A 16,232-nucleotide genomic window follows, 5' to 3' on the forward strand; every position below is an offset into this window, starting at 1 on the left:
AACGGGGCGCGCAGCACCTGACCATGAGGAGCATTGCCATGCACAACATCGTCCAACTGAACATCCCGTTTCGCCAACACAGCAAGGCCGCCCGTCAAGCAGCCCTGCTGAGCACCTTCGCCCATGCCCGCCGCAGCAAGGATGATGTTTTCTGGCTCAAGGAAAACGCCGAAATGCTCAACATCCTTCAAAGTACCGGGCAAAAACTGGGGCGGGAGGCGCTCTCGACCTTTGATGCGTTTTACGATCAGATCGAGACGCGTGTGGAGTTTTTCCCGCAATATTACCGCTTCTTACTGTCGATCTGTCTCGATCTGGAAGATCTCGGGATGCCTGGTTCCAAAGGGGCCGCGCTGACCGCTTGGGCCGCAGAGCAGAGGCTTGCGGAGGCCGAGCTTTCAGATCTGCAACGGGCCGAGGCGCGGCGTCTTTGTGCGCGCCGGGGCGTTGAGGCCTTGCCGCAGGACCACGCGCTTGAGGCGCGGCTGCGCCAGTTTGCGGGCCGTGCAGAGACATTCGCGCTGCCCAACAAGAAGGCGGCATATGAGCTTACGCATATCGTTTTCTACCTGTCGGAATATGGCACGCATGATCCGCAGATTTGCGCCGCCATTCACCAGAGCCTTCTCTTCGCCGGAACGCTCGCGTTTCTGGATTATAACGCCGACCTTCTGGCCGAGATTTGCATCGCCCTCTGTTTTGCGCGCAAGGCCCCGCCACCCCCTTGGGAATTGTGGCTGACACAGCAGTTGAACTGCTTTAGGCTCTCGTCACGTAACAACGCAGGGTTGCAGGATGACTATCACGAATATCTTATGCTGAATTGGTTTTTGGATCAGTCTGGCCATGATGGATTTGCAGCACAAGTGCCGTTGGGTCGCGTGACGTTTTCGCGTGTGCGCCCGCAAATAGGCCCACTGCGTGAACTCTCCGAGACAATGTATGCGATGGGCGCGCACCGGTCGGATGATTGGGAGGTGATGCGCGAGGCCGTGTCGAACCGTGTGTCGGATCAGACGCAGGCAGCTTTGATGGCAGCCGAAGCGTCAACGGCTGAGTTTGGGGCGTTTTTCGCCGGGTTCGCACGGGTGGGGTTGCATTCCAGCCCGACACCACAGGAGGCCTTGGCATGATCGTGGCGCGCTATGGTCTGATCGCCGGGGTGGCGATGACGGCGCTTTATACGCTGCTTATCGCCTCCGCTGATGGGATCACCAAGATGTTCGCGGCGACCTACGCAGCCCCTCAGCTTTTTGCCCTTTCCGGTGCAATTGTCGCGCTCCTCGCGCTGACTGCCGGACGTCTGAGCCCGGCGCGGCGCGGGATGCGCACCAAATGCCCGCGCGCCATGGCCGTGCGTAGCGCCGCGACCGTCCTTGGGGCGGTGTGTTTCTTTTATGCCTTCCGCCTTTTGCCCTTTGCCGAAGTGTTTCTCTTTATCGCCTTGATCCCGCTCTTCACGGGGCTTTTGAGCGGCCCGGTGCTGAATGAGCCTGTGCGCCCGCAAGCATGGGCTGCCTTGATGCTCGGCCTTGTGGGGCTTTTGTGCCTCGCGCCGGAGGGGCTCAGCTCGGTTCAGGTGGGGCATGGCGTGGCGTTGGCTGCGGTGCTTTTGGGCACGGTGTCGATGATGGCCTCTCGGTATATCGGCACCCGCGACGACAATCTTCTGCCGCAGGTTTTTTATCCCAATCTCGCGCTCGCCATCATCATGGCTGCGGCGCTCCCGTTTGTCTGGCAGCCGATGGGCATGGCCGATTTCGGCTTGGCCTGTCTCTATGCGGGGCTGCTATTTGGCGCGCGCTGGGTTCTGGTGGCGGCGTTCAAGGCGATGCCCGCCTATGTGGTCACGCCGCTCATGAACCTGCAGTTCATCTGGATGGTGGTGATTGGCGCGGTTGTCTTTGGAGAGGTGCCTGGGATGGTGGTGTTTCTCGGCGCGGGTCTTGTGATCACGGCGGGGGCTTGGCTCGTCTACGATCAGGCCGCACCGCATATCGCGGTGCGCCGGGCCGAGCGTAAGGCGGCCACATTAGCGGCAGAGTAATCCGCCGCGCAGGGCACGCTTACATCGAAAAGGATGTCCCGCATCCGCAAGAGCTGCTGGCGTTTGGGTTCTCAATCACGAAACGCGCGCCGATAAGCTCTTCGGTGAAGTCAATCACCGCATTGGCCAGAAATGGCAGCGATACCTGATCAACCACGACGCGCTCACCATTGCCCTCAAGGATCAGATCATCCGCGTCTGGCGCGTCTAGCTTGATCTCATACTGAAACCCCGAACAGCCGCCGCCCTCAACCGCCACGCGCAGGGCCTGCCCCTGATCGGAGGCGCCGATTTCGCTCAGACGCTCAAAGGCGCGGGGGGTCACTGTGGGGGGCAGGTTCATGGCAATCTCATCGGTTTCGTTTGGGCGTTTGGTGCAATATAAGCTGTGCTACTGCATCGAGCAAGGAGCAGAGTGCTACATGGTCCAGCCAACAGCCCCCATCGCCTGCGATCCGGCCCAGACACGTGGGCGCCGCGTTTGCGAAGAGGAAAGCGCGCATCGCTCGTGCTTTCAGCGTGACCGTGACCGGATCATCCATTCCAGCGCCTTTCGCAGGCTCAAGCACAAGACGCAGGTGTTTGTGGCCCATGAGGGCGATTATTTCCGCACGCGGCTGACCCATTCCATCGAGGTGGCGCAGGTGGCGCGCACCATTTCAGGCGCGCTTGGCCTGAATGGCGAGTTGACCGAGGCGGTCGCACTCGCCCATGATCTTGGGCACACGCCCTTTGGCCATACGGGCGAGGATGCGCTTGCGGCTCTGATGGCACCGTATGGCGGTTTTGATCACAACGCCCAAGCGATCCGCATCGTGACCCGGCTGGAGCGGCATTACGCGCGGTTCGACGGGCTGAACCTCACTTGGGAAACGCTTGAGGGGCTGGCCAAGCATAACGGGCCGGTCACGGGCGTATTGCCCGAGGCATTGGCCGAGTATAACGCGCTGCATGATCTGGAGTTGCACACCCATGCCAGCGCCGAAGCGCAGGTGGCGGCCTTGGCCGATGACATTGCCTATAACAACCACGATCTGCATGACGGGCTGCGCGCGGGGCTGTTCTCTGAGCAAGAGGTCAGCGCGCTGCCCATCCTCGGCGCGTGCTACGCCGAGGTGGACGCGGCCCATCCCGGCCTTGATCCTTATCGGCGCAGGCATGAGGCTTTGCGCCGGGTCTTTGGCGTGATGGTGGGCGATGTGATCGACACATCGCGCGCCCTGATCGCCGAGGCGGGCGTTGCGGATGCGCAGGCCGTGCGGCATCTGGGCCGCCCCTTGGTGCAGTTCTCGCCCGCGCTCTGGCGCGATCTGCGCGAGATCCGCGCGTTTCTTTTCGCGCGCATGTACCGCGCGCCGGTGATCATGGAAATGCGTGAGACAGCCACGCGCACTGTGGCGGAGCTTTTCCCGTTCTATATGGAGCGCCCCGCGCTTTTGCCGCGCCGCTGGCAGGCGGATGTGGCGGCGGCAGAGGGCGCGCCCGCTCTGGCGCGGCTGGTGAGCGACTATATCGCGGGGATGACCGACCGCTTTGCGCTGGCCGAACATGCACGCCATCTGGGCGGGCCGGGCGGTGCGGGATCATGGGCTGGCGTGGCTGTGCCTGCGCCGCATTGACGCCCGCTCTGGCAGTGGTAAACCGAGGCCCAAACCGCAAAGGATGGGGCACATGAACCTTTTCACCACGTTACGCACCGCTGTTCTGGATGCGCTGGCCGAGATGGTTGCCGCCGGGCAGCTTCCCGAGGGTCTCTCGATGGACAATGTGACCGTCGAGCCGCCGCGCGATCCGGCCCATGGCGATATGGCCACCAATGCCGCGATGGTGCTGGCGAAGCCTGCGGGCCTGAAGCCGCGCGACATTGCCGACGCGCTGGCCGCGCGTCTCGCCGCCGATCCGCGCATCGAGGGCGCTGAGGTGGCGGGGCCGGGGTTCCTGAACCTGCGTCTCGCGCCGGGCCTTTGGCATGAGGTCGTTCTGGCTGCATTGGCCGCGGGTGCTGATTTTGGCCGCTCGGATATGGGGCAGGGGCGGCGGGTGAATGTGGAGTTCGTCTCGGCCAACCCCACGGGGCCTTTGCATGTGGGGCATACGCGGGGTGCGGTGTTTGGGGATGCGCTGGCGAGCCTTTTGGATTTCACAGGCCATGACGTGACCCGCGAATATTATATCAACGACGGTGGCGCGCAGGTCGACGTGCTCGCGCGCTCGGTCTACCTGCGCTATCTGGAGGCGCATGGGCAGGCCGTGGCGTTTGAGGATGGCACATATCCCGGCGATTACCTGATCGCGGTGGGCCAAGCGCTTAAAGACAAGGTGGGTGCGGTCTATATCGACCAACCCGAGAGCGTTTGGCTCGAAGAGATCCGCGACTATTCCACCGATGCGATGATGGACCTGATCCGAGCGGACTTAAAGGCGCTCGGGATCGAGATGGATGCGTTTTATTCGGAGAAATCGCTCTACGGCACAGGCCGCATTGAGGCGGCGCTGGAAGCGCTTTATGCCAAGGGGCTTATTTATCAAGGCGTGCTGGAGCCACCCAAGGGCAAGAAGCCCGAAGATTGGGAGCCGCGTGAGCAGACGCTCTTCAAATCCACCGCGCATGGCGATGACGTGGACCGGCCCGTCAAGAAATCGGATGGTGCATGGACCTATTTCGCGCCCGACATTGCCTATCACTTCGACAAGATCGAGCGGGGCTATGACGCGCTCATTGATGTATTCGGGGCCGATCATGGCGGCTATGTGAAACGGATGAAGGCGGCGGTGTCGGCCCTGTCGGATGGGCAGGTGAGCCTTGATGTGAAGCTTGCACAGCTTGTGAAGCTCTACAAAAATGGCGAACCCTTCAAGATGTCCAAGCGGGCGGGCACGTTCGTCACCTTGCGCGATGTGGTCGATCAGGTGGGCGCGGATGCGACGCGGTTTGTCATGCTTACGCGTAAGAACGACGCGCCTTTGGACTTTGATTTTGACAAGGTTCTGGAGCAATCCAAGGAAAATCCGGTCTTTTACGTGCAATACGCCCATGCGCGCGTCTGCTCGGTTCTGGCCAAGGCGCAAGGGGCGGGGATTGACGTGTCGGACGGGGCTTTGCGCGCGGCCGATCTCAGCATCCTCACCCATGAGGCAGAGCTGGCGCTGGCGCGCAAGATCGCCGAGTGGCCGCGCCAAGTTGAGATCGCCGGGCGCACGAATGAGCCGCACCGCGTGGCCTTCTATCTCTTTGATTTGGCCAGCGATCTGCACAGTCTTTGGAACCGTGGCCATGACGTGCCCGAGCTGCGCTTTCTTCAGGAGGGCGATCCGGCCACATCCAGCGCGAAAATTGCCCTCGCGCGGGCCGCAGCCGTTGTTATTTCCGCAGGTCTTGGTATCTTGGGAGTCACTCCGGCGCAAGAATTGCGATAAAAATCGCGACAGTCCGGGGATATATGAGGCAGAAATTCATCCCCGGCACATGCTGGCCGGCGGCAAAGAGGCGAGATATGGCACAGATGCAGGCAGACGGACACTGGTCCGGTGAGGCGCGCGGAACCCGCGGCCAAGATCAGGTAAGCACGCTTTCAAAACTGACATATTGGGTCGCGTCTGCGATCTCTTTGGGGTTGATGATTGGCCTTGGGGTTTGGGGTTACAAGCTGATGGCGCGCGACGTGAGCGGTGTGCCTGTGATCCGCGCCGCCGAAGGCCCGATGCGGGTCCAGCCCGAAGAACCCGGCGGACAACAAGCGGCCAATCAGGGACTATCGGTCAATGGTGTGGCCGCGACCGGAACGGCGGCCTCGGCTCCAGATGAGTTGATCCTCGCTCCGGCCCCGCTTGACCTGACGCTGGAGGATGATCCGACGCTGGAGCGGGTTCAGACGACTTCCCTGCAAACCGCAACAACGCCCGAGACAGCGCCTTCAGACGTCACCCAAGCGGCGCCTGAAATGTCTCAGGCCACAGCGCCTGCCACCGATGAGGAGGCCGCGATGCTGGCTTTGGCCGAAGCCCTGTCGCAAGATGTGCCCCCTTTGAGTGAGGTGGTGCCTGAGGCCAATCTGCGCATTTCCACACCGATTTCGGGCGGTATTGGCAGCTCTCTGCGCCCCAAAGCGCGCCCCTCTGGGGTGCAAGCCGCGTCGCTCTCCAATGGTGCGCCGAGTTCCGCGCAAAGCGCACGCCAAGATGTGGCCGCCGCTGATATCCCGGTAGGCACGCGGCTGGCGCAGCTTGGCGCATTCAAAAGTGAGGCGATTGCTCTTGAGGAATGGGCGCGGCTTGAGGCGCGGTTTGAGGATGTTCTGAGCGGCAAGGGCCGCGTTATTCAGCGCGCCGAAAGCGGTGGGCGGACCTTCTACCGTTTGCGCGCCATAGGGTTTGAGGATCTGGCCGATGCGCGCCGTTTCTGCTCGGCTTTGGTGGCCGAGCGGGCCGAGTGCATCCCAGTGGTCACGCGGTGAGCCGATTTGGCGCGACGATCCTCGACGCAGAAGGACTTCGCCTGAGCGCTGAGGAAAAGGCGTTTTTTCGCGAGGCCAATCCGTTTGGATTTATTCTCTTTGGCCGCAATATTGCGGATGCTGACCAAATCCGCGCGCTCTGTGATGATATGCGCGAGGCGGTGGGGCGCGAGGCCCCGATAACCATCGACCAAGAGGGCGGTCGGGTCCAACGGCTGCGCGCACCTTGGCGGGTTTGGCCCGCACCTTTGGCATTTGTGGAGCAGGCAGGCGCGCAGGCCGAGGAGGCGATGTACCTGCGCTATCGCTTGATTGCGCATGAACTGCGCGCGCTTGGGATCGACAGCAATTGCGCGCCCTTGGTGGATGTGGCGGGCCCCGAGACCCATGATTTTCTCCGCGATCGGTGCTATGGTACGGACTCTGCGCGCGTTGCGGCCTTGGGCCGGGCGGTGGCGGAGGGGCATCTGGCGGGTGGCGTCTTGCCGGTTGTGAAACACATCCCCGGTCATGGCCGCGCCACCGCCGACAGCCATCTTGACCTGCCCGTGGTGGACGCGGATCATGCCGCACTCACCGCATGCGATTTCGCACCTTTCAAGGCGCTGAGCGACCTGCCGATGGGGATGACCGCGCATCTGAGCTACAGTGCGATTGACCCGGTTCCGGCCACGGTATCGGCTAAGATGATGCGGATCATTCGCGATGAGATTGGCTTTGGCGGGCTTATCATGACCGACGATATATCAATGAAGGCGCTGACCGGCGCGCCCGCCGATATTGCACGCGCCTCGCTTGAGGCGGGCTGTGATGTGGCGCTTCTCTGTAACGCCGATCTGGACACGCGCCGGGCCGTTGCCGAGGCCTCAGGCGCGATGAGCCCCGCCGCACAGACCCGCGCCGAGGCCGCCCTGGCCGCACGCAGACCGCCCGATGAGGTTGACATTGCCGCGCTGGAGGCAAAGCTGTCTGCCATCATGGGCGGGTAGGATATGTCTGAGACGGACGAGGATTTTGATCGCGGTGCGGCGGATAACGTGGCCGAAAGGCTCGCGGCAGAGGCGCTGATCGTGGATGTAGATGGGTTTGAGGGGCCGCTCGACGTGCTCTTGATGCTCAGCCGCACTCAAAAAGTGGATTTGCGCCGTATTTCCGTGCTGCAACTTGCGCGGCAATATCTGGCCTTTGTAGAGAAAGCCCGCAAGCTCCGGCTGGAGCTGGCTGCGGATTACCTCGTCATGGCGGCGTGGCTCGCCTTTCTCAAATCCCGCCTGCTGCTGCCGCCCGATCCCACAGAGGAAGGCCCCTCAGGCGAGGAGTTGGCCGCACATCTCGCGTTTCAGCTTGAGCGCCTTCAGGCGATGCGCGATGTGGCCGCACGTCTTATGGGGCGTGACCGGCTGGGCCGGGATTTCTTTGCGCGTGGCGTGCCCGAGGAGATCACACGCTCGCGCAAGATCACTTACACCGCCTCGCTTCTGGACCTGATGCAGGGCTATGCGCGCACCCGCACGAAGGATGAGTTTCGCCCCTATGCGTGGGACCGTGATGCGATTTACCCGCTGGAGGCCGCGCTGGACCGGATGCGGGGCCTGATCGGGTTTGCGGGTGGTTGGACGGATATCGTGACCTATCTGCCCGATGGGTTCGGCACCGACCCTGCACGCCGCCGCTCGGCCACGGCCTCGACCTTTGCGGCCTCGCTTGAGCTTGCCAAAGAGGGGCGGATCGAGATTCGGCAGGGCGAACATTTCGCGCCAATCGAGCTGAGGCGGAAGGAATAACTGTATGAGTGAAGAGCCTGAAACCAAAGAAGAAAGCCTCTTTGAAGCGCCGCCGATAGGCGAGCAGGAGCGTATGGTCGAAGCCATCCTCTTTGCGAGCGCTGAGCCTGTCACGGTGCGCGAGCTTAACGACCGGATGCCCCATGGCAGCGATGCCGCCGAGGCGCTTGTTTACTTGCGCAAACGCTATGAGGGGCGCGGCGTGACGCTGATGAAAACCGGCGATGCCTATGCGATGCGCACGGCACCTGATCTGGGATTCCTGATGCAGCGCGAGACGATGGAGACCCGCAAGCTTAGCCGGGCCGCGATCGAGACATTGGCGATCATCGCCTATCACCAGCCTGTAACACGGGCCGAGATCGAGGAAATTCGCGGTGTGTCGGTCAGCCGGGGTACGGTGGATCAGCTTTTGGAGATGGAATGGGTCCGGCTTGGGCGGCGCAAGATGACACCCGGACGCCCTGTGACATTCGTGGTCACCGCGACGTTCCTCAGCCATTTCGGGCTGGAGAGTGCGCGCGATCTTCCGGGCCTCAAGGAGCTTCGGCAGGCGGGGCTTCTCGACAGCCGTCTGCCGCCATCCTCCATGCCCGGTGCGCCCTCGGGCGAGGATGAGGACGGCGAGATGCTGCTGGAAGAGGGCGATCAATCGGAATTGTTTGAAGAATAGGTTATGTTGCCATCAAAATGGCATAGTTCGACACTATATTCTCCATCAGGCAGTAAAACAGGAGGGCGCTATGAACGTCAACTCAATGGTTAACATGGTTGTGCGCATGGTTATGCGCCGTGTTATGAGCAAAGGGATAAATGCCGGCATGGATGCGGCGACGAACCGCATGTCGAAGGGTCGCCCCGAGGGCGCACAGGTCGATGCCGCCCCAACGCAAAAACGCGCAAAGCAAACCATGCGGATGGCGCGCAAGATCGGCCGGATGTAAGGTCTGCTCAGGTCTTGAAGTGTTTCGACAGCTTCAGACCTTGCCCCTGATAATTTGATTTAAGCTCCGCGCCGTAGAGCTGCGCGGGGATTTCGTCCATGCGCTCATAGATCAGACGCCCCACGCTTTGCCCGTGCTCCAGCACGAAGGGCGCTTCATGACAGCGTACCTCAAGAACTCCGCGCGAGCCTGCACCGCCCGCCGCGTCATGGCCGAAACCGGGGTCAAAGAACCCCGCGTAATGCACCCGAAACTCGCCTACCATCGCCACGTAAGGCGCCATTTCTGCGGCATAGCTTGGCGGGATATGCACAGCCTCGCGACTCACTAGAATATAGAACGCGCCGGGGTCCAGAATGATGCGGCCCTCGTTACTATGGACCTCTTCCCAAAACTCCGCCGGATCGTAATGCCCGATCCGCTCCAGATCAATCAGCCCGGTATGCGGCTTGGCGCGGTAGCCGACCAATGTGCCGGCGCTGGGTTTGAGATCGACGCTGAAGCCAAGCCCCTCGTTGATCTCGGCAGGGCTGTCCACCAGACGTTCGGCTTTGTGAAGGGCGTGTAGCTCCGCGTCGCTCAGCACCGCTTGGCCCGCGCGAAAGCGGATTTGGTTGAGGCGCATGCCCGGGCGCACGAGGACCGAAAAGGAGCGGGGGCAAATCTCGGCATAAAGCGGGCCGGTATAGCCTTCGGGAATACGGTCAAACTCGGTGCCGCCATCGGTGATGAGCCGTGTCAGCAGATCCAGCCGCCCGGTGGAGGATTTGGCATTCGCCACAGCCTGAAGCCCGGCGGGCAGGGCCAACTGCTCCATCAGGGGGACGACGTAGACACAGCCCTTTTCCAACACTGCGCCGGGGCCAAGGTCAATGCGGTGCATCTCGAACTCGGCAATGCGATCTGCCACTGGGGTGCCTGCGCCCGCAAGAAACGAGGCGCGGACGCGGTAGGCGGTCTGCCCGAGGCGCAGATCAATGCTTGAAGGTTGGATTTGGTCGTCTTTGATCGCAGGATTCGCAGTAATCTGGCCCGTTTTGGCCATTTTGCGAAGCTGTTGAGAGGCGAGAACACCGGTCATATGATGTCCGCCTTTATCTTGCGTGGTAGCGGGTCTGCGGGAAGGGTGTAAATGGTCGGGCTAGCAGGACTCGAACCTGCGACCTTCCGTCCCCCAGACGGACGCGCTACCAGACTGCGCCATAGCCCGACGATGGATGCTTCATACCTGTTTTGCGGCGCAGAACAAGGGGGGGCAGACAAGTTTTCCACCTAAGGGGTGGTGCCCGTCGATCCGGGCACTCGCAGATCGCGCAAACGCGAGGCCAGCGCGCTGAGCGCATCTGCCTTGGAGGGGGAAACTGGCGCTGAGAGACCCGCCAAAGCGGTGAGTGTTCCCGCAGGGGCTGTGATTGTATCGGGCGGATCATCCGGCGTGGTGATCGGGCGCGCGCTGGGAAGGACGGGGGGGTCTTGGTGTTTCGGTTCTTCTGGCGTGGCCGCTTCGGCGGGGGGGGATTCGGGCGCATTATCCGCGCTATCCACCTCAGGCACGTCCTTGGCTAATGTGCGGTCAGGCTCACTGGAGGGCGTGGTCTCAGGTACAGGCTCGGGCGCTGGTTCATCCTCGATAGGGGCCGTGGCGTCCTGCATCTCATCCGCTGCGGCCTCAGGCTCAAGGTCAGGCTCTGACACAGGCTCAGGCTTTCTCACGGCTCTTTCGGTGGGTTTTTCACCGCCCGATCGACCAAAACTCAGCACTTGCCCACGCTCTTCTTCGGCCTCGGGCGCCACCTCAAGAGTGATCTCATCCATACCCAGAGAATCATCGATATCCATCGGCGGAGACAGGGCCATGACGTGTTTAACGCCTTGTTCGCGCATGATCTTTTGTACGCCCTTTATCGTCATGCCTTCATCATGCAAAAGTTTGCGAATGCCGCCCAGAAGCTGCATGTCGGCGGGGCGGTAATACCGCCTGCCGCCCGCGCGTTTCACGGGTTTCACTTGGGTGAATTTGCTTTCCCAGAACCGCAGGACATGAGCGGGAATACCCAGCCAGTCGGCGACTTCGCTGATCGTGCGAAAGGCGTCTGCGGATTTGGACATATGCCGGGCTTAGCGCTTGTTGCCGTCGGCCACGCGATCCTTCATCAGGTGCGAAGGTCGGAAGGTGAGCACGCGGCGCGGGTTGATAGGGACTTCTTCGCCGGTTTTCGGATTGCGGCCCACGCGGGCAGATTTCTCGCGCACGGAAAAGGTGCCAAACGAAGAAATTTTCACCTGCTCGCCGCGTACCAGAGCATCCGACATATGCTCCAGAACGCTTTCGACCAACTGTGCGGAGTCGTTGCGTGAGAGGCCCACTTCGCGAAAAATAGCTTCGCTCAGGTCCATGCGCGTCAGTGTCTTATCACTCATCCTGTCCCCCGGATTGTTTTGTAAGGTTAGAGCCAATAAAATTTGAAAGTCAATATCAACGGCTTGGTCTGCCAAGTTTACTCAGGTTTGCGGCCATTACCAGCGCATCACCACGGCACCCCATGCCAATCCACCGCCGATCGCCTCGCTGAGGATCAGATCACCTGTCGTAATCCGCCCGTCCGCTACACCGATGGACAAGGCCAGCGGGATGGAGGCGGCCGAGGTATTTCCGTGGTCCTGCACCGTAAGGATCACGCGGTCCATTGGTAGGCCAAGCTTCTTTGCGGTGCCTGCGATAATGCGGATATTGGCCTGATGCGGTACGACCCAATCAACATCGGCACCCGAAAGACCGGCGCGCTCCAGAGCCGTCACAGCGGTGCTCGCCAGCTTGTCCACCGCCTGCCGAAACAAGGGGTTACCCTGCATCCGCAGCTTGCCGGACGTGCCTGTGGTGCTGACGCCGCCATCGACATAGAGCATGTCGCGGTAGCGCCCGTCAGAATTGAGGTCCGTCGCCAGAATACCGCGATCCTCTGCATCTTCGCGCGCCTCAAGGATCAGTGCGCCCGCGCCATCGCCAAAGAGGACGCAGGTGCTGCGATCCTCCCAATCCATGATGCGGCTGAACGTCTCCGCGCCGATCACCAGCAACCTGTCTGCCTGACCCGCCACGATAAGCGCGTTGGCATTACAGAGCGCATAGATGAAGCCCGCGCAGACGGCCTGAACGTCAAAGGCAAATCCGCGTGTCATCCCCAGCGCGTGTTGCACCATCGTGCCCACAGAGGGAAATGTGAGGTCCGGCGTGGACGTCGCGATGATGATCCCGTCAATGTCCTGCGCCGTCAGACCTGCATGGGCCAGGGCGGCCTCCGCCGCGCGGGTCGCCAGATCTGATGTGGTTTGACCCTCGGCGGCGAAATGCCGCCGCTCAATGCCGGAGCGGGTGCGAATCCACTCATCCGTAGTGTCGATGAGACCCTCGAAATGGCTGTTCGGAACGATCCTGTCCGGCAGGTAATGCCCAATACCGCGGGCCACGGCGCGTCTTGTCATGTGTTTTCACCGTCTGCTTCGGAGCCCGCATCTTCGGCGGGCAGGGAGGCGGATGCAACCCGCGCGGCCAGCTTTTCAGAAAACCCGCTCTGGGCCAGTTGAAAGGCAAGCTTCACAGCCGCCGAAACGCCCGTGGCATCCGCCGCGCCGTGCGATTTTACGACCGTGCCGTTGAGGCCCAAGAATACGCCGCCATTGACCTGACGCGGATCGATCCGCTTTTTGAGGCGACGCAGGGATGTATAGGCGAGCAGCGAGGCGAGCCGCGACAGGGGCGTATATTTGAACGCCTCGCGCAAAAGCTCTGCAATCAGGTTTGCCGTGCCCTCGCCGGTTTTGAGCGCGACATTGCCGGTGAACCCGTCGGTGACGATCACATCGCAAATATCGCCGGGCAGATCGCGGCCTTCGACAAAGCCGATGAAGTCGAAATCCGCATGGCGGGCATTGGAGGAGATAAGCTCATGCGCCTCTTTCAGTTCCGAGCGGCCTTTATGTTCCTCGGTGCCGACATTCAGCAGGCCCACGCGAGGCCGCGCCACGTCAAAGCCATTGCGCGCATAGCTCACGCCCATAAGCGCATATTGCATGAGATCTTTGGCATCGGCGCGAATATCCGCGCCCCCGTCCAGCAGGACGTTGAAGCCTTGGGGATTGCGCGAGGGCCAGAGCACGCCAATCGCAGGGCGATAAATGCCGGGTAGGCGGCGCAGGCGCAGAACGCTCATCATCATCAGCGCCCCGGTATTGCCGCATGACACGCAGACGGTCGCCTCGCCCGCGCGGACCGATTCGAGGGCCGACCACATGGAGGTGTTCTTGCCGTGGCGCATAACGTGGCTGGGTTTGTCATCCATCGACACGATATCGGGGGCGTCGCGAATCTCGCAGATATTTGCCAGAACCCGCTTGCGAGCGACCAACGGCTCCAGTTCGGCGCGGGGGCCGTGCAGGATAAAACCGATATCGGGATTAAGCGACGCGGATTTTGCAATCCCGGCCACAACCACAGCCGGGCCAAGATCGCCACCCATCGCATCTATGGATATAACCGTCCGCCCATGCCGCACCGGAGCCGTGTCCTGCTGCGCTGTCATGGGGGTGTCCTATCCGTATTCAGGCCGGGAGGGGCCTCAGGCTGCGTCTTCGTCCAGGTCGATGTCGTCTGTCATCGCCACGACTTCGCGGTCTGCGTAATGGCCGCAAGCCGAGCATACGTGGTGGGGGCGTTTCAGCTCACCGCAATTCGGGCACTCGTTCGGGTTTGCACTCGAAAGAGAATCGTGCGCGCGGCGATTGTTGCGACGCGACTTGGAGACTTTGTTCTGCTGGACGGCCATGGTGCGATCCTAAATTCCTTGGGGCCTCATATCTGGCCCGGTTTCATGGGTTCACGCGGCTCATACTTCCGAGTGAGCCGTCGGTTCAACCCCAAATTCCGATGAAAGCGCGAAAATACAGGCAAAGGGGCTTTTAGCAAGCAGTTTCTCGCGCGTTACGTGTCGTTCTTGTCAAGGTTTTGCTTCAGAGCCGCGAGGCCTGCGAAGGGCTTGGCGTCCTCGTCACTCATCGGGGTGCTGCCGGGGGTGGTGAAGGCGGTCTGCGTCAGTGTGGCCCCGTCCTTGCGTGGATAGTCGGGCAGGGCCAGCGCGAGCGCCTCCATCAGGATGCGGGGTATGTCGATGAACTCAGCGAGCGGTTCGCTGCTTTCATCCTCGGGCATTTCCATTTCCTCATCAGTAGAGGGGGCAGGCATATTTTCCAAAAACTGCCGTCTGAGGGGCACGTCGATACGCGTGGTAATGGGCTCCAGCGTGATCACGCAGCTTTGCTCCGCGGTGGCGCCCAGGTCTCCGCGCAACTCCCAGTCGCGTTTGCCTATGCCGGTCAGCGTGCCGCGAAAGCTCAGCTTGCGCACGCTTGGCAGATCCAGATCCTTGGCCATCTGCGCGCGCATAGGCGCATCCGCCACAAGGTCGAGCGTGAGGCCGCGACTTGGCGAGAGGTCCGCCGCGCGCAGAACTTCGGGGGTTTTGGTCGTATCAGCCATGAGCGATGCGTGTCCTTGTCGGGGCGAGACAGGTTAACGCGGCCTTGAACCCGAGGGGGGGAGTGTTGTAAGCGGGATGAAAGGCACCGCGTGGCAGTATCAAGAGGTCAGACATGTTCGGACACCAACTTTCCTTTCGTGCGATCCTCGCGGCAGGCGCTTTGTGCTTTATGACAGCGTGCAGCGCCACCTTCAACAATCATGGCTATGTCCCGCTGGACGAAGACTTGCAACAGCTTGTGGTTGGTGTGGATTCGCGCGCCACGGTGGATGATCTGATCGGGCCACCCTCGGCTTCGGGTGTGCTCAGCGGCGGGGATTATTATTATGTCCGCAGCCGCATCCGCAATTACGGCATCCGTCGCCCCGAAGTGATTGAGCGCCAAGTACTCGCCATCAGCTTTGATGGCTCCGACACGATCGCCAATATTGAGCGGTTCGACCTCAGCGATGGCAAGATTGTTGCGCTGTCGCGGCGGGCTACCAACTCTTCGGTCGAGGGGCAGGGGTTCTTGCGGCAGATCTTGGGTAATATCGGCAATATCAACCCGGCCGACTTTTTCTGAGCCAGGTCGGGCATTCGTGCTCGCAAAGTGCTATGATAGAGTCGGGCAGGGCGCGTCGCCCCGCAGCATGAGGCGGTAGCGCCAGTTATGACATCACTCACAGGCCCGACGGTCGATCCGGTTGCCAGTCCATACGCGGGGCCACGCTACGTGGCGCGGCTGGCCCACGGCCCGGATGATTTGGCACGTGCGCAGGCGCTTCGCGCGCTCAGCTTTGGGCGGGCCGGGGCCGATTGCGACGGGTTTGACGCCGATTGCTTGCATTTTCTGGTGGAGGACCGGCGCAGCGGCGGGCTTGTCTGCTGCTACCGGATATTCCCCCTGACAGGCCCGACCATTGCGCGCAGCTATTCGGCGCAATTCTATGATCTCGCGCGGCTCGCCGCCTTTCCCGGCCCGGTGGTCGAGATTGGCCGCTTTTGCACCCATCCAGAGGTCCAAGACCCCGATATCTTGCGCGCCGCATGGGGCGCACTTACGGCATACGTGGATGCCAATGGGGTGGAACTTCTCTTTGGGTGTTCCTCGTTTCAAGGGATTGAGGCGGCGCGTTATGCAGATTCCTTTGCCATTCTTGCGGCGCGGCACCGTGCGCCAGAGGCGTGGATGCCAGGGATCAAAGCGCCTGAAATTGTCGCCCTGTCTACTCTGCGCGCTGGTCAGCGTCCTGATCTGCGCCGCGCGTCCGACCTCATGCCGCCCTTGCTGCGCACCTATCTTTTGATGGGAGGCTGGGTTAGCGATCACGCGGTGGTGGACCGGGCGATGAACACGCTGCATGTCTTCACCGGGCTTGAGATTGCAACGATCCCCGAGGCCCGCAAGCGGCTTTTGCGGGCCGATGCCGAGACCCGTGCGCCCAAGCCTTCTTGACGGGGCCGTGCGGGCGGGTTAGCTGCCCGAT

19 protein-coding genes and 1 tRNA gene are annotated in these 16,232 nt (G+C 61.7%); 11 read left to right on the forward strand and 9 right to left on the reverse strand.

All coding sequences use genetic code 11. The annotated features are described in order from the left end of the window. Nucleotides 1–38: 38 nt before the first annotated feature. The gene (locus tag KUD11_RS11425; protein ID WP_109384591.1) at nucleotides 39–1,133 is read left to right on the forward strand and encodes a DUF6902 family protein; all 1,095 of its coding nucleotides are present in this window, start codon (nucleotides 39–41) and stop codon (nucleotides 1,131–1,133) included. Continuing rightward, entirely contained in the window at nucleotides 1,130–2,047 is a 918-nt protein-coding gene (locus tag KUD11_RS11430) for a DMT family transporter (RefSeq protein WP_109384590.1), read from the forward strand. Before KUD11_RS11425 ends, KUD11_RS11430 begins: the two co-directional genes overlap by 4 nt. 19 nt (nucleotides 2,048–2,066) lie before the next feature. Here KUD11_RS11430 and KUD11_RS11435 read toward each other — a convergent pair whose 3' ends face one another. Then, a complete protein-coding gene (locus KUD11_RS11435) occupies nucleotides 2,067–2,390 on the reverse strand; it encodes a HesB/IscA family protein (protein ID WP_109384589.1) in 324 nt (107 codons plus the stop codon). 79 nt (nucleotides 2,391–2,469) lie between these two features. Between KUD11_RS11435 and KUD11_RS11440 the strand changes: the two genes are divergently transcribed. The 7 genes from KUD11_RS11440 to KUD11_RS11470 all read left to right on the forward strand — a co-directional run bounded on the left by KUD11_RS11440 (nucleotide 2,470) and on the right by KUD11_RS11470 (nucleotide 9,229). Further along, entirely contained in the window at nucleotides 2,470–3,666 is a 1,197-nt protein-coding gene (locus KUD11_RS11440) for a deoxyguanosinetriphosphate triphosphohydrolase (RefSeq protein ID WP_109387909.1), read from the forward strand. 52 nt (nucleotides 3,667–3,718) lie between these two features. Then, nucleotides 3,719–5,464: an arginine--tRNA ligase gene (argS, locus tag KUD11_RS11445; RefSeq protein ID WP_109387907.1), complete on the forward strand. Its 1,746-nt coding sequence runs from the start codon at nucleotides 3,719–3,721 to the stop codon at nucleotides 5,462–5,464. A gap of 77 nt (nucleotides 5,465–5,541) precedes the next feature. Beyond that, nucleotides 5,542–6,501, forward strand: coding sequence for an SPOR domain-containing protein (locus KUD11_RS11450; RefSeq protein WP_224380213.1), 960 nt, complete (start codon nucleotides 5,542–5,544; stop codon nucleotides 6,499–6,501). Next, nucleotides 6,498–7,490 (forward strand): beta-N-acetylhexosaminidase, encoded by a 993-nt coding sequence (gene nagZ, locus KUD11_RS11455; RefSeq protein ID WP_224380214.1) that lies wholly within the window; start codon nucleotides 6,498–6,500, stop codon nucleotides 7,488–7,490. The genes KUD11_RS11450 and nagZ overlap by 4 nt, the downstream gene beginning before the upstream one ends. Before the next feature lie 3 nt (nucleotides 7,491–7,493). Next, nucleotides 7,494–8,285 carry a segregation and condensation protein A gene (locus KUD11_RS11460; RefSeq protein WP_109384587.1) on the forward strand — a complete coding sequence of 264 codons (792 nt, stop codon included), beginning with the start codon at nucleotides 7,494–7,496 and terminating at the stop codon, nucleotides 8,283–8,285. 4 nt (nucleotides 8,286–8,289) lie between these two features. After that, nucleotides 8,290–8,958 (forward strand): SMC-Scp complex subunit ScpB, encoded by a 669-nt coding sequence (gene scpB / locus KUD11_RS11465; RefSeq protein WP_109384586.1) that lies wholly within the window; start codon nucleotides 8,290–8,292, stop codon nucleotides 8,956–8,958. 70 nt (nucleotides 8,959–9,028) lie between these two features. After that, nucleotides 9,029–9,229, forward strand: coding sequence for a hypothetical protein (locus KUD11_RS11470; protein ID WP_109384585.1), 201 nt, complete (start codon nucleotides 9,029–9,031; stop codon nucleotides 9,227–9,229). 7 nt (nucleotides 9,230–9,236) lie between these two features. On the opposite strand, the gene KUD11_RS11475 is transcribed toward KUD11_RS11470, so the two are convergent. From KUD11_RS11475 to KUD11_RS11510, 8 genes are all read right to left on the reverse strand, one after another. Then, on the reverse strand, nucleotides 9,237–10,310 hold the full coding sequence (locus KUD11_RS11475) for a 2'-deoxycytidine 5'-triphosphate deaminase (protein WP_109384584.1): 1,074 nt from the start codon (nucleotides 10,308–10,310) through the stop codon (nucleotides 9,237–9,239). Between the two features lie 52 nt (nucleotides 10,311–10,362). After that, a tRNA-Pro gene (locus KUD11_RS11480) sits at nucleotides 10,363–10,439 on the reverse strand. Nucleotides 10,440–10,501: 62 nt separating this feature from the next. Beyond that, on the reverse strand, nucleotides 10,502–11,338 hold the full coding sequence (locus tag KUD11_RS11485; protein ID WP_109384583.1) for a MerR family transcriptional regulator: 837 nt from the start codon (nucleotides 11,336–11,338) through the stop codon (nucleotides 10,502–10,504). Nucleotides 11,339–11,347: 9 nt separating this feature from the next. After that, entirely contained in the window at nucleotides 11,348–11,650 is a 303-nt protein-coding gene (gene ihfA / locus KUD11_RS11490; protein ID WP_109384582.1) for an integration host factor subunit alpha, read from the reverse strand. Between the two features lie 96 nt (nucleotides 11,651–11,746). Further along, nucleotides 11,747–12,712 (reverse strand): beta-ketoacyl-ACP synthase III, encoded by a 966-nt coding sequence (locus KUD11_RS11495; RefSeq protein WP_109384581.1) that lies wholly within the window; start codon nucleotides 12,710–12,712, stop codon nucleotides 11,747–11,749. Next, nucleotides 12,709–13,809 carry a phosphate acyltransferase PlsX gene (gene plsX / locus KUD11_RS11500; protein ID WP_109384580.1) on the reverse strand — a complete coding sequence of 367 codons (1,101 nt, stop codon included), beginning with the start codon at nucleotides 13,807–13,809 and terminating at the stop codon, nucleotides 12,709–12,711. The genes KUD11_RS11495 and plsX overlap by 4 nt, the downstream gene beginning before the upstream one ends. 36 nt (nucleotides 13,810–13,845) lie before the next feature. Further along, a complete protein-coding gene (rpmF, locus tag KUD11_RS11505) occupies nucleotides 13,846–14,052 on the reverse strand; it encodes a 50S ribosomal protein L32 (RefSeq protein WP_109384579.1) in 207 nt (68 codons plus the stop codon). Between the two features lie 155 nt (nucleotides 14,053–14,207). Continuing rightward, entirely contained in the window at nucleotides 14,208–14,762 is a 555-nt protein-coding gene (locus KUD11_RS11510; protein ID WP_109384578.1) for a YceD family protein, read from the reverse strand. Nucleotides 14,763–14,875: 113 nt separating this feature from the next. Between KUD11_RS11510 and KUD11_RS11515 the strand changes: the two genes are divergently transcribed. Further along, on the forward strand, nucleotides 14,876–15,328 hold the full coding sequence (locus tag KUD11_RS11515; protein WP_109384577.1) for an outer membrane protein assembly factor BamE: 453 nt from the start codon (nucleotides 14,876–14,878) through the stop codon (nucleotides 15,326–15,328). 87 nt (nucleotides 15,329–15,415) lie between these two features. Beyond that, nucleotides 15,416–16,201 carry a GNAT family N-acetyltransferase gene (locus KUD11_RS11520; protein WP_109384576.1) on the forward strand — a complete coding sequence of 262 codons (786 nt, stop codon included), beginning with the start codon at nucleotides 15,416–15,418 and terminating at the stop codon, nucleotides 16,199–16,201. Nucleotides 16,202–16,232: the final 31 nt, after the last annotated feature.

The organism is Roseovarius carneus, from assembly GCF_020141465.1.
Lineage (GTDB): Bacteria > Pseudomonadota > Alphaproteobacteria > Rhodobacterales > Rhodobacteraceae > Roseovarius > Roseovarius carneus.

Bases quoted from the DNA above. Each gene is read 5' to 3' on its own strand.
- KUD11_RS11520 (WP_109384576.1), top strand. From the start codon at position 15,416: ATGACATCACTCACAGGCCCGACGGTCGATCCGGTTGCCAGTCCATAC.
- KUD11_RS11430 (WP_109384590.1), top strand. From the start codon at position 1,130: ATGATCGTGGCGCGCTATGGTCTGATCGCCGGGGTGGCGATGACGGCG.
- KUD11_RS11495 (WP_109384581.1), bottom strand. From the start codon at position 12,712: ATGACAAGACGCGCCGTGGCCCGCGGTATTGGGCATTACCTGCCGGAC.
- KUD11_RS11440 (WP_109387909.1), top strand. From the start codon at position 2,470: ATGGTCCAGCCAACAGCCCCCATCGCCTGCGATCCGGCCCAGACACGT.
- KUD11_RS11485 (WP_109384583.1), bottom strand. From the start codon at position 11,338: ATGTCCAAATCCGCAGACGCCTTTCGCACGATCAGCGAAGTCGCCGAC.
- KUD11_RS11425 (WP_109384591.1), top strand. From the start codon at position 39: ATGCACAACATCGTCCAACTGAACATCCCGTTTCGCCAACACAGCAAG.
- rpmF (WP_109384579.1), bottom strand. From the start codon at position 14,052: ATGGCCGTCCAGCAGAACAAAGTCTCCAAGTCGCGTCGCAACAATCGC.
- ihfA (WP_109384582.1), bottom strand. From the start codon at position 11,650: ATGAGTGATAAGACACTGACGCGCATGGACCTGAGCGAAGCTATTTTT.
- KUD11_RS11470 (WP_109384585.1), top strand. From the start codon at position 9,029: ATGAACGTCAACTCAATGGTTAACATGGTTGTGCGCATGGTTATGCGC.
- KUD11_RS11435 (WP_109384589.1), bottom strand. From the start codon at position 2,390: ATGAACCTGCCCCCCACAGTGACCCCCCGCGCCTTTGAGCGTCTGAGC.
- KUD11_RS11475 (WP_109384584.1), bottom strand. From the start codon at position 10,310: ATGACCGGTGTTCTCGCCTCTCAACAGCTTCGCAAAATGGCCAAAACG.
- scpB (WP_109384586.1), top strand. From the start codon at position 8,290: ATGAGTGAAGAGCCTGAAACCAAAGAAGAAAGCCTCTTTGAAGCGCCG.
- KUD11_RS11450 (WP_224380213.1), top strand. From the start codon at position 5,542: ATGGCACAGATGCAGGCAGACGGACACTGGTCCGGTGAGGCGCGCGGA.
- KUD11_RS11510 (WP_109384578.1), bottom strand. From the start codon at position 14,762: ATGGCTGATACGACCAAAACCCCCGAAGTTCTGCGCGCGGCGGACCTC.
- KUD11_RS11460 (WP_109384587.1), top strand. From the start codon at position 7,494: ATGTCTGAGACGGACGAGGATTTTGATCGCGGTGCGGCGGATAACGTG.
- plsX (WP_109384580.1), bottom strand. From the start codon at position 13,809: ATGACAGCGCAGCAGGACACGGCTCCGGTGCGGCATGGGCGGACGGTT.
- KUD11_RS11515 (WP_109384577.1), top strand. From the start codon at position 14,876: ATGTTCGGACACCAACTTTCCTTTCGTGCGATCCTCGCGGCAGGCGCT.
- argS (WP_109387907.1), top strand. From the start codon at position 3,719: ATGAACCTTTTCACCACGTTACGCACCGCTGTTCTGGATGCGCTGGCC.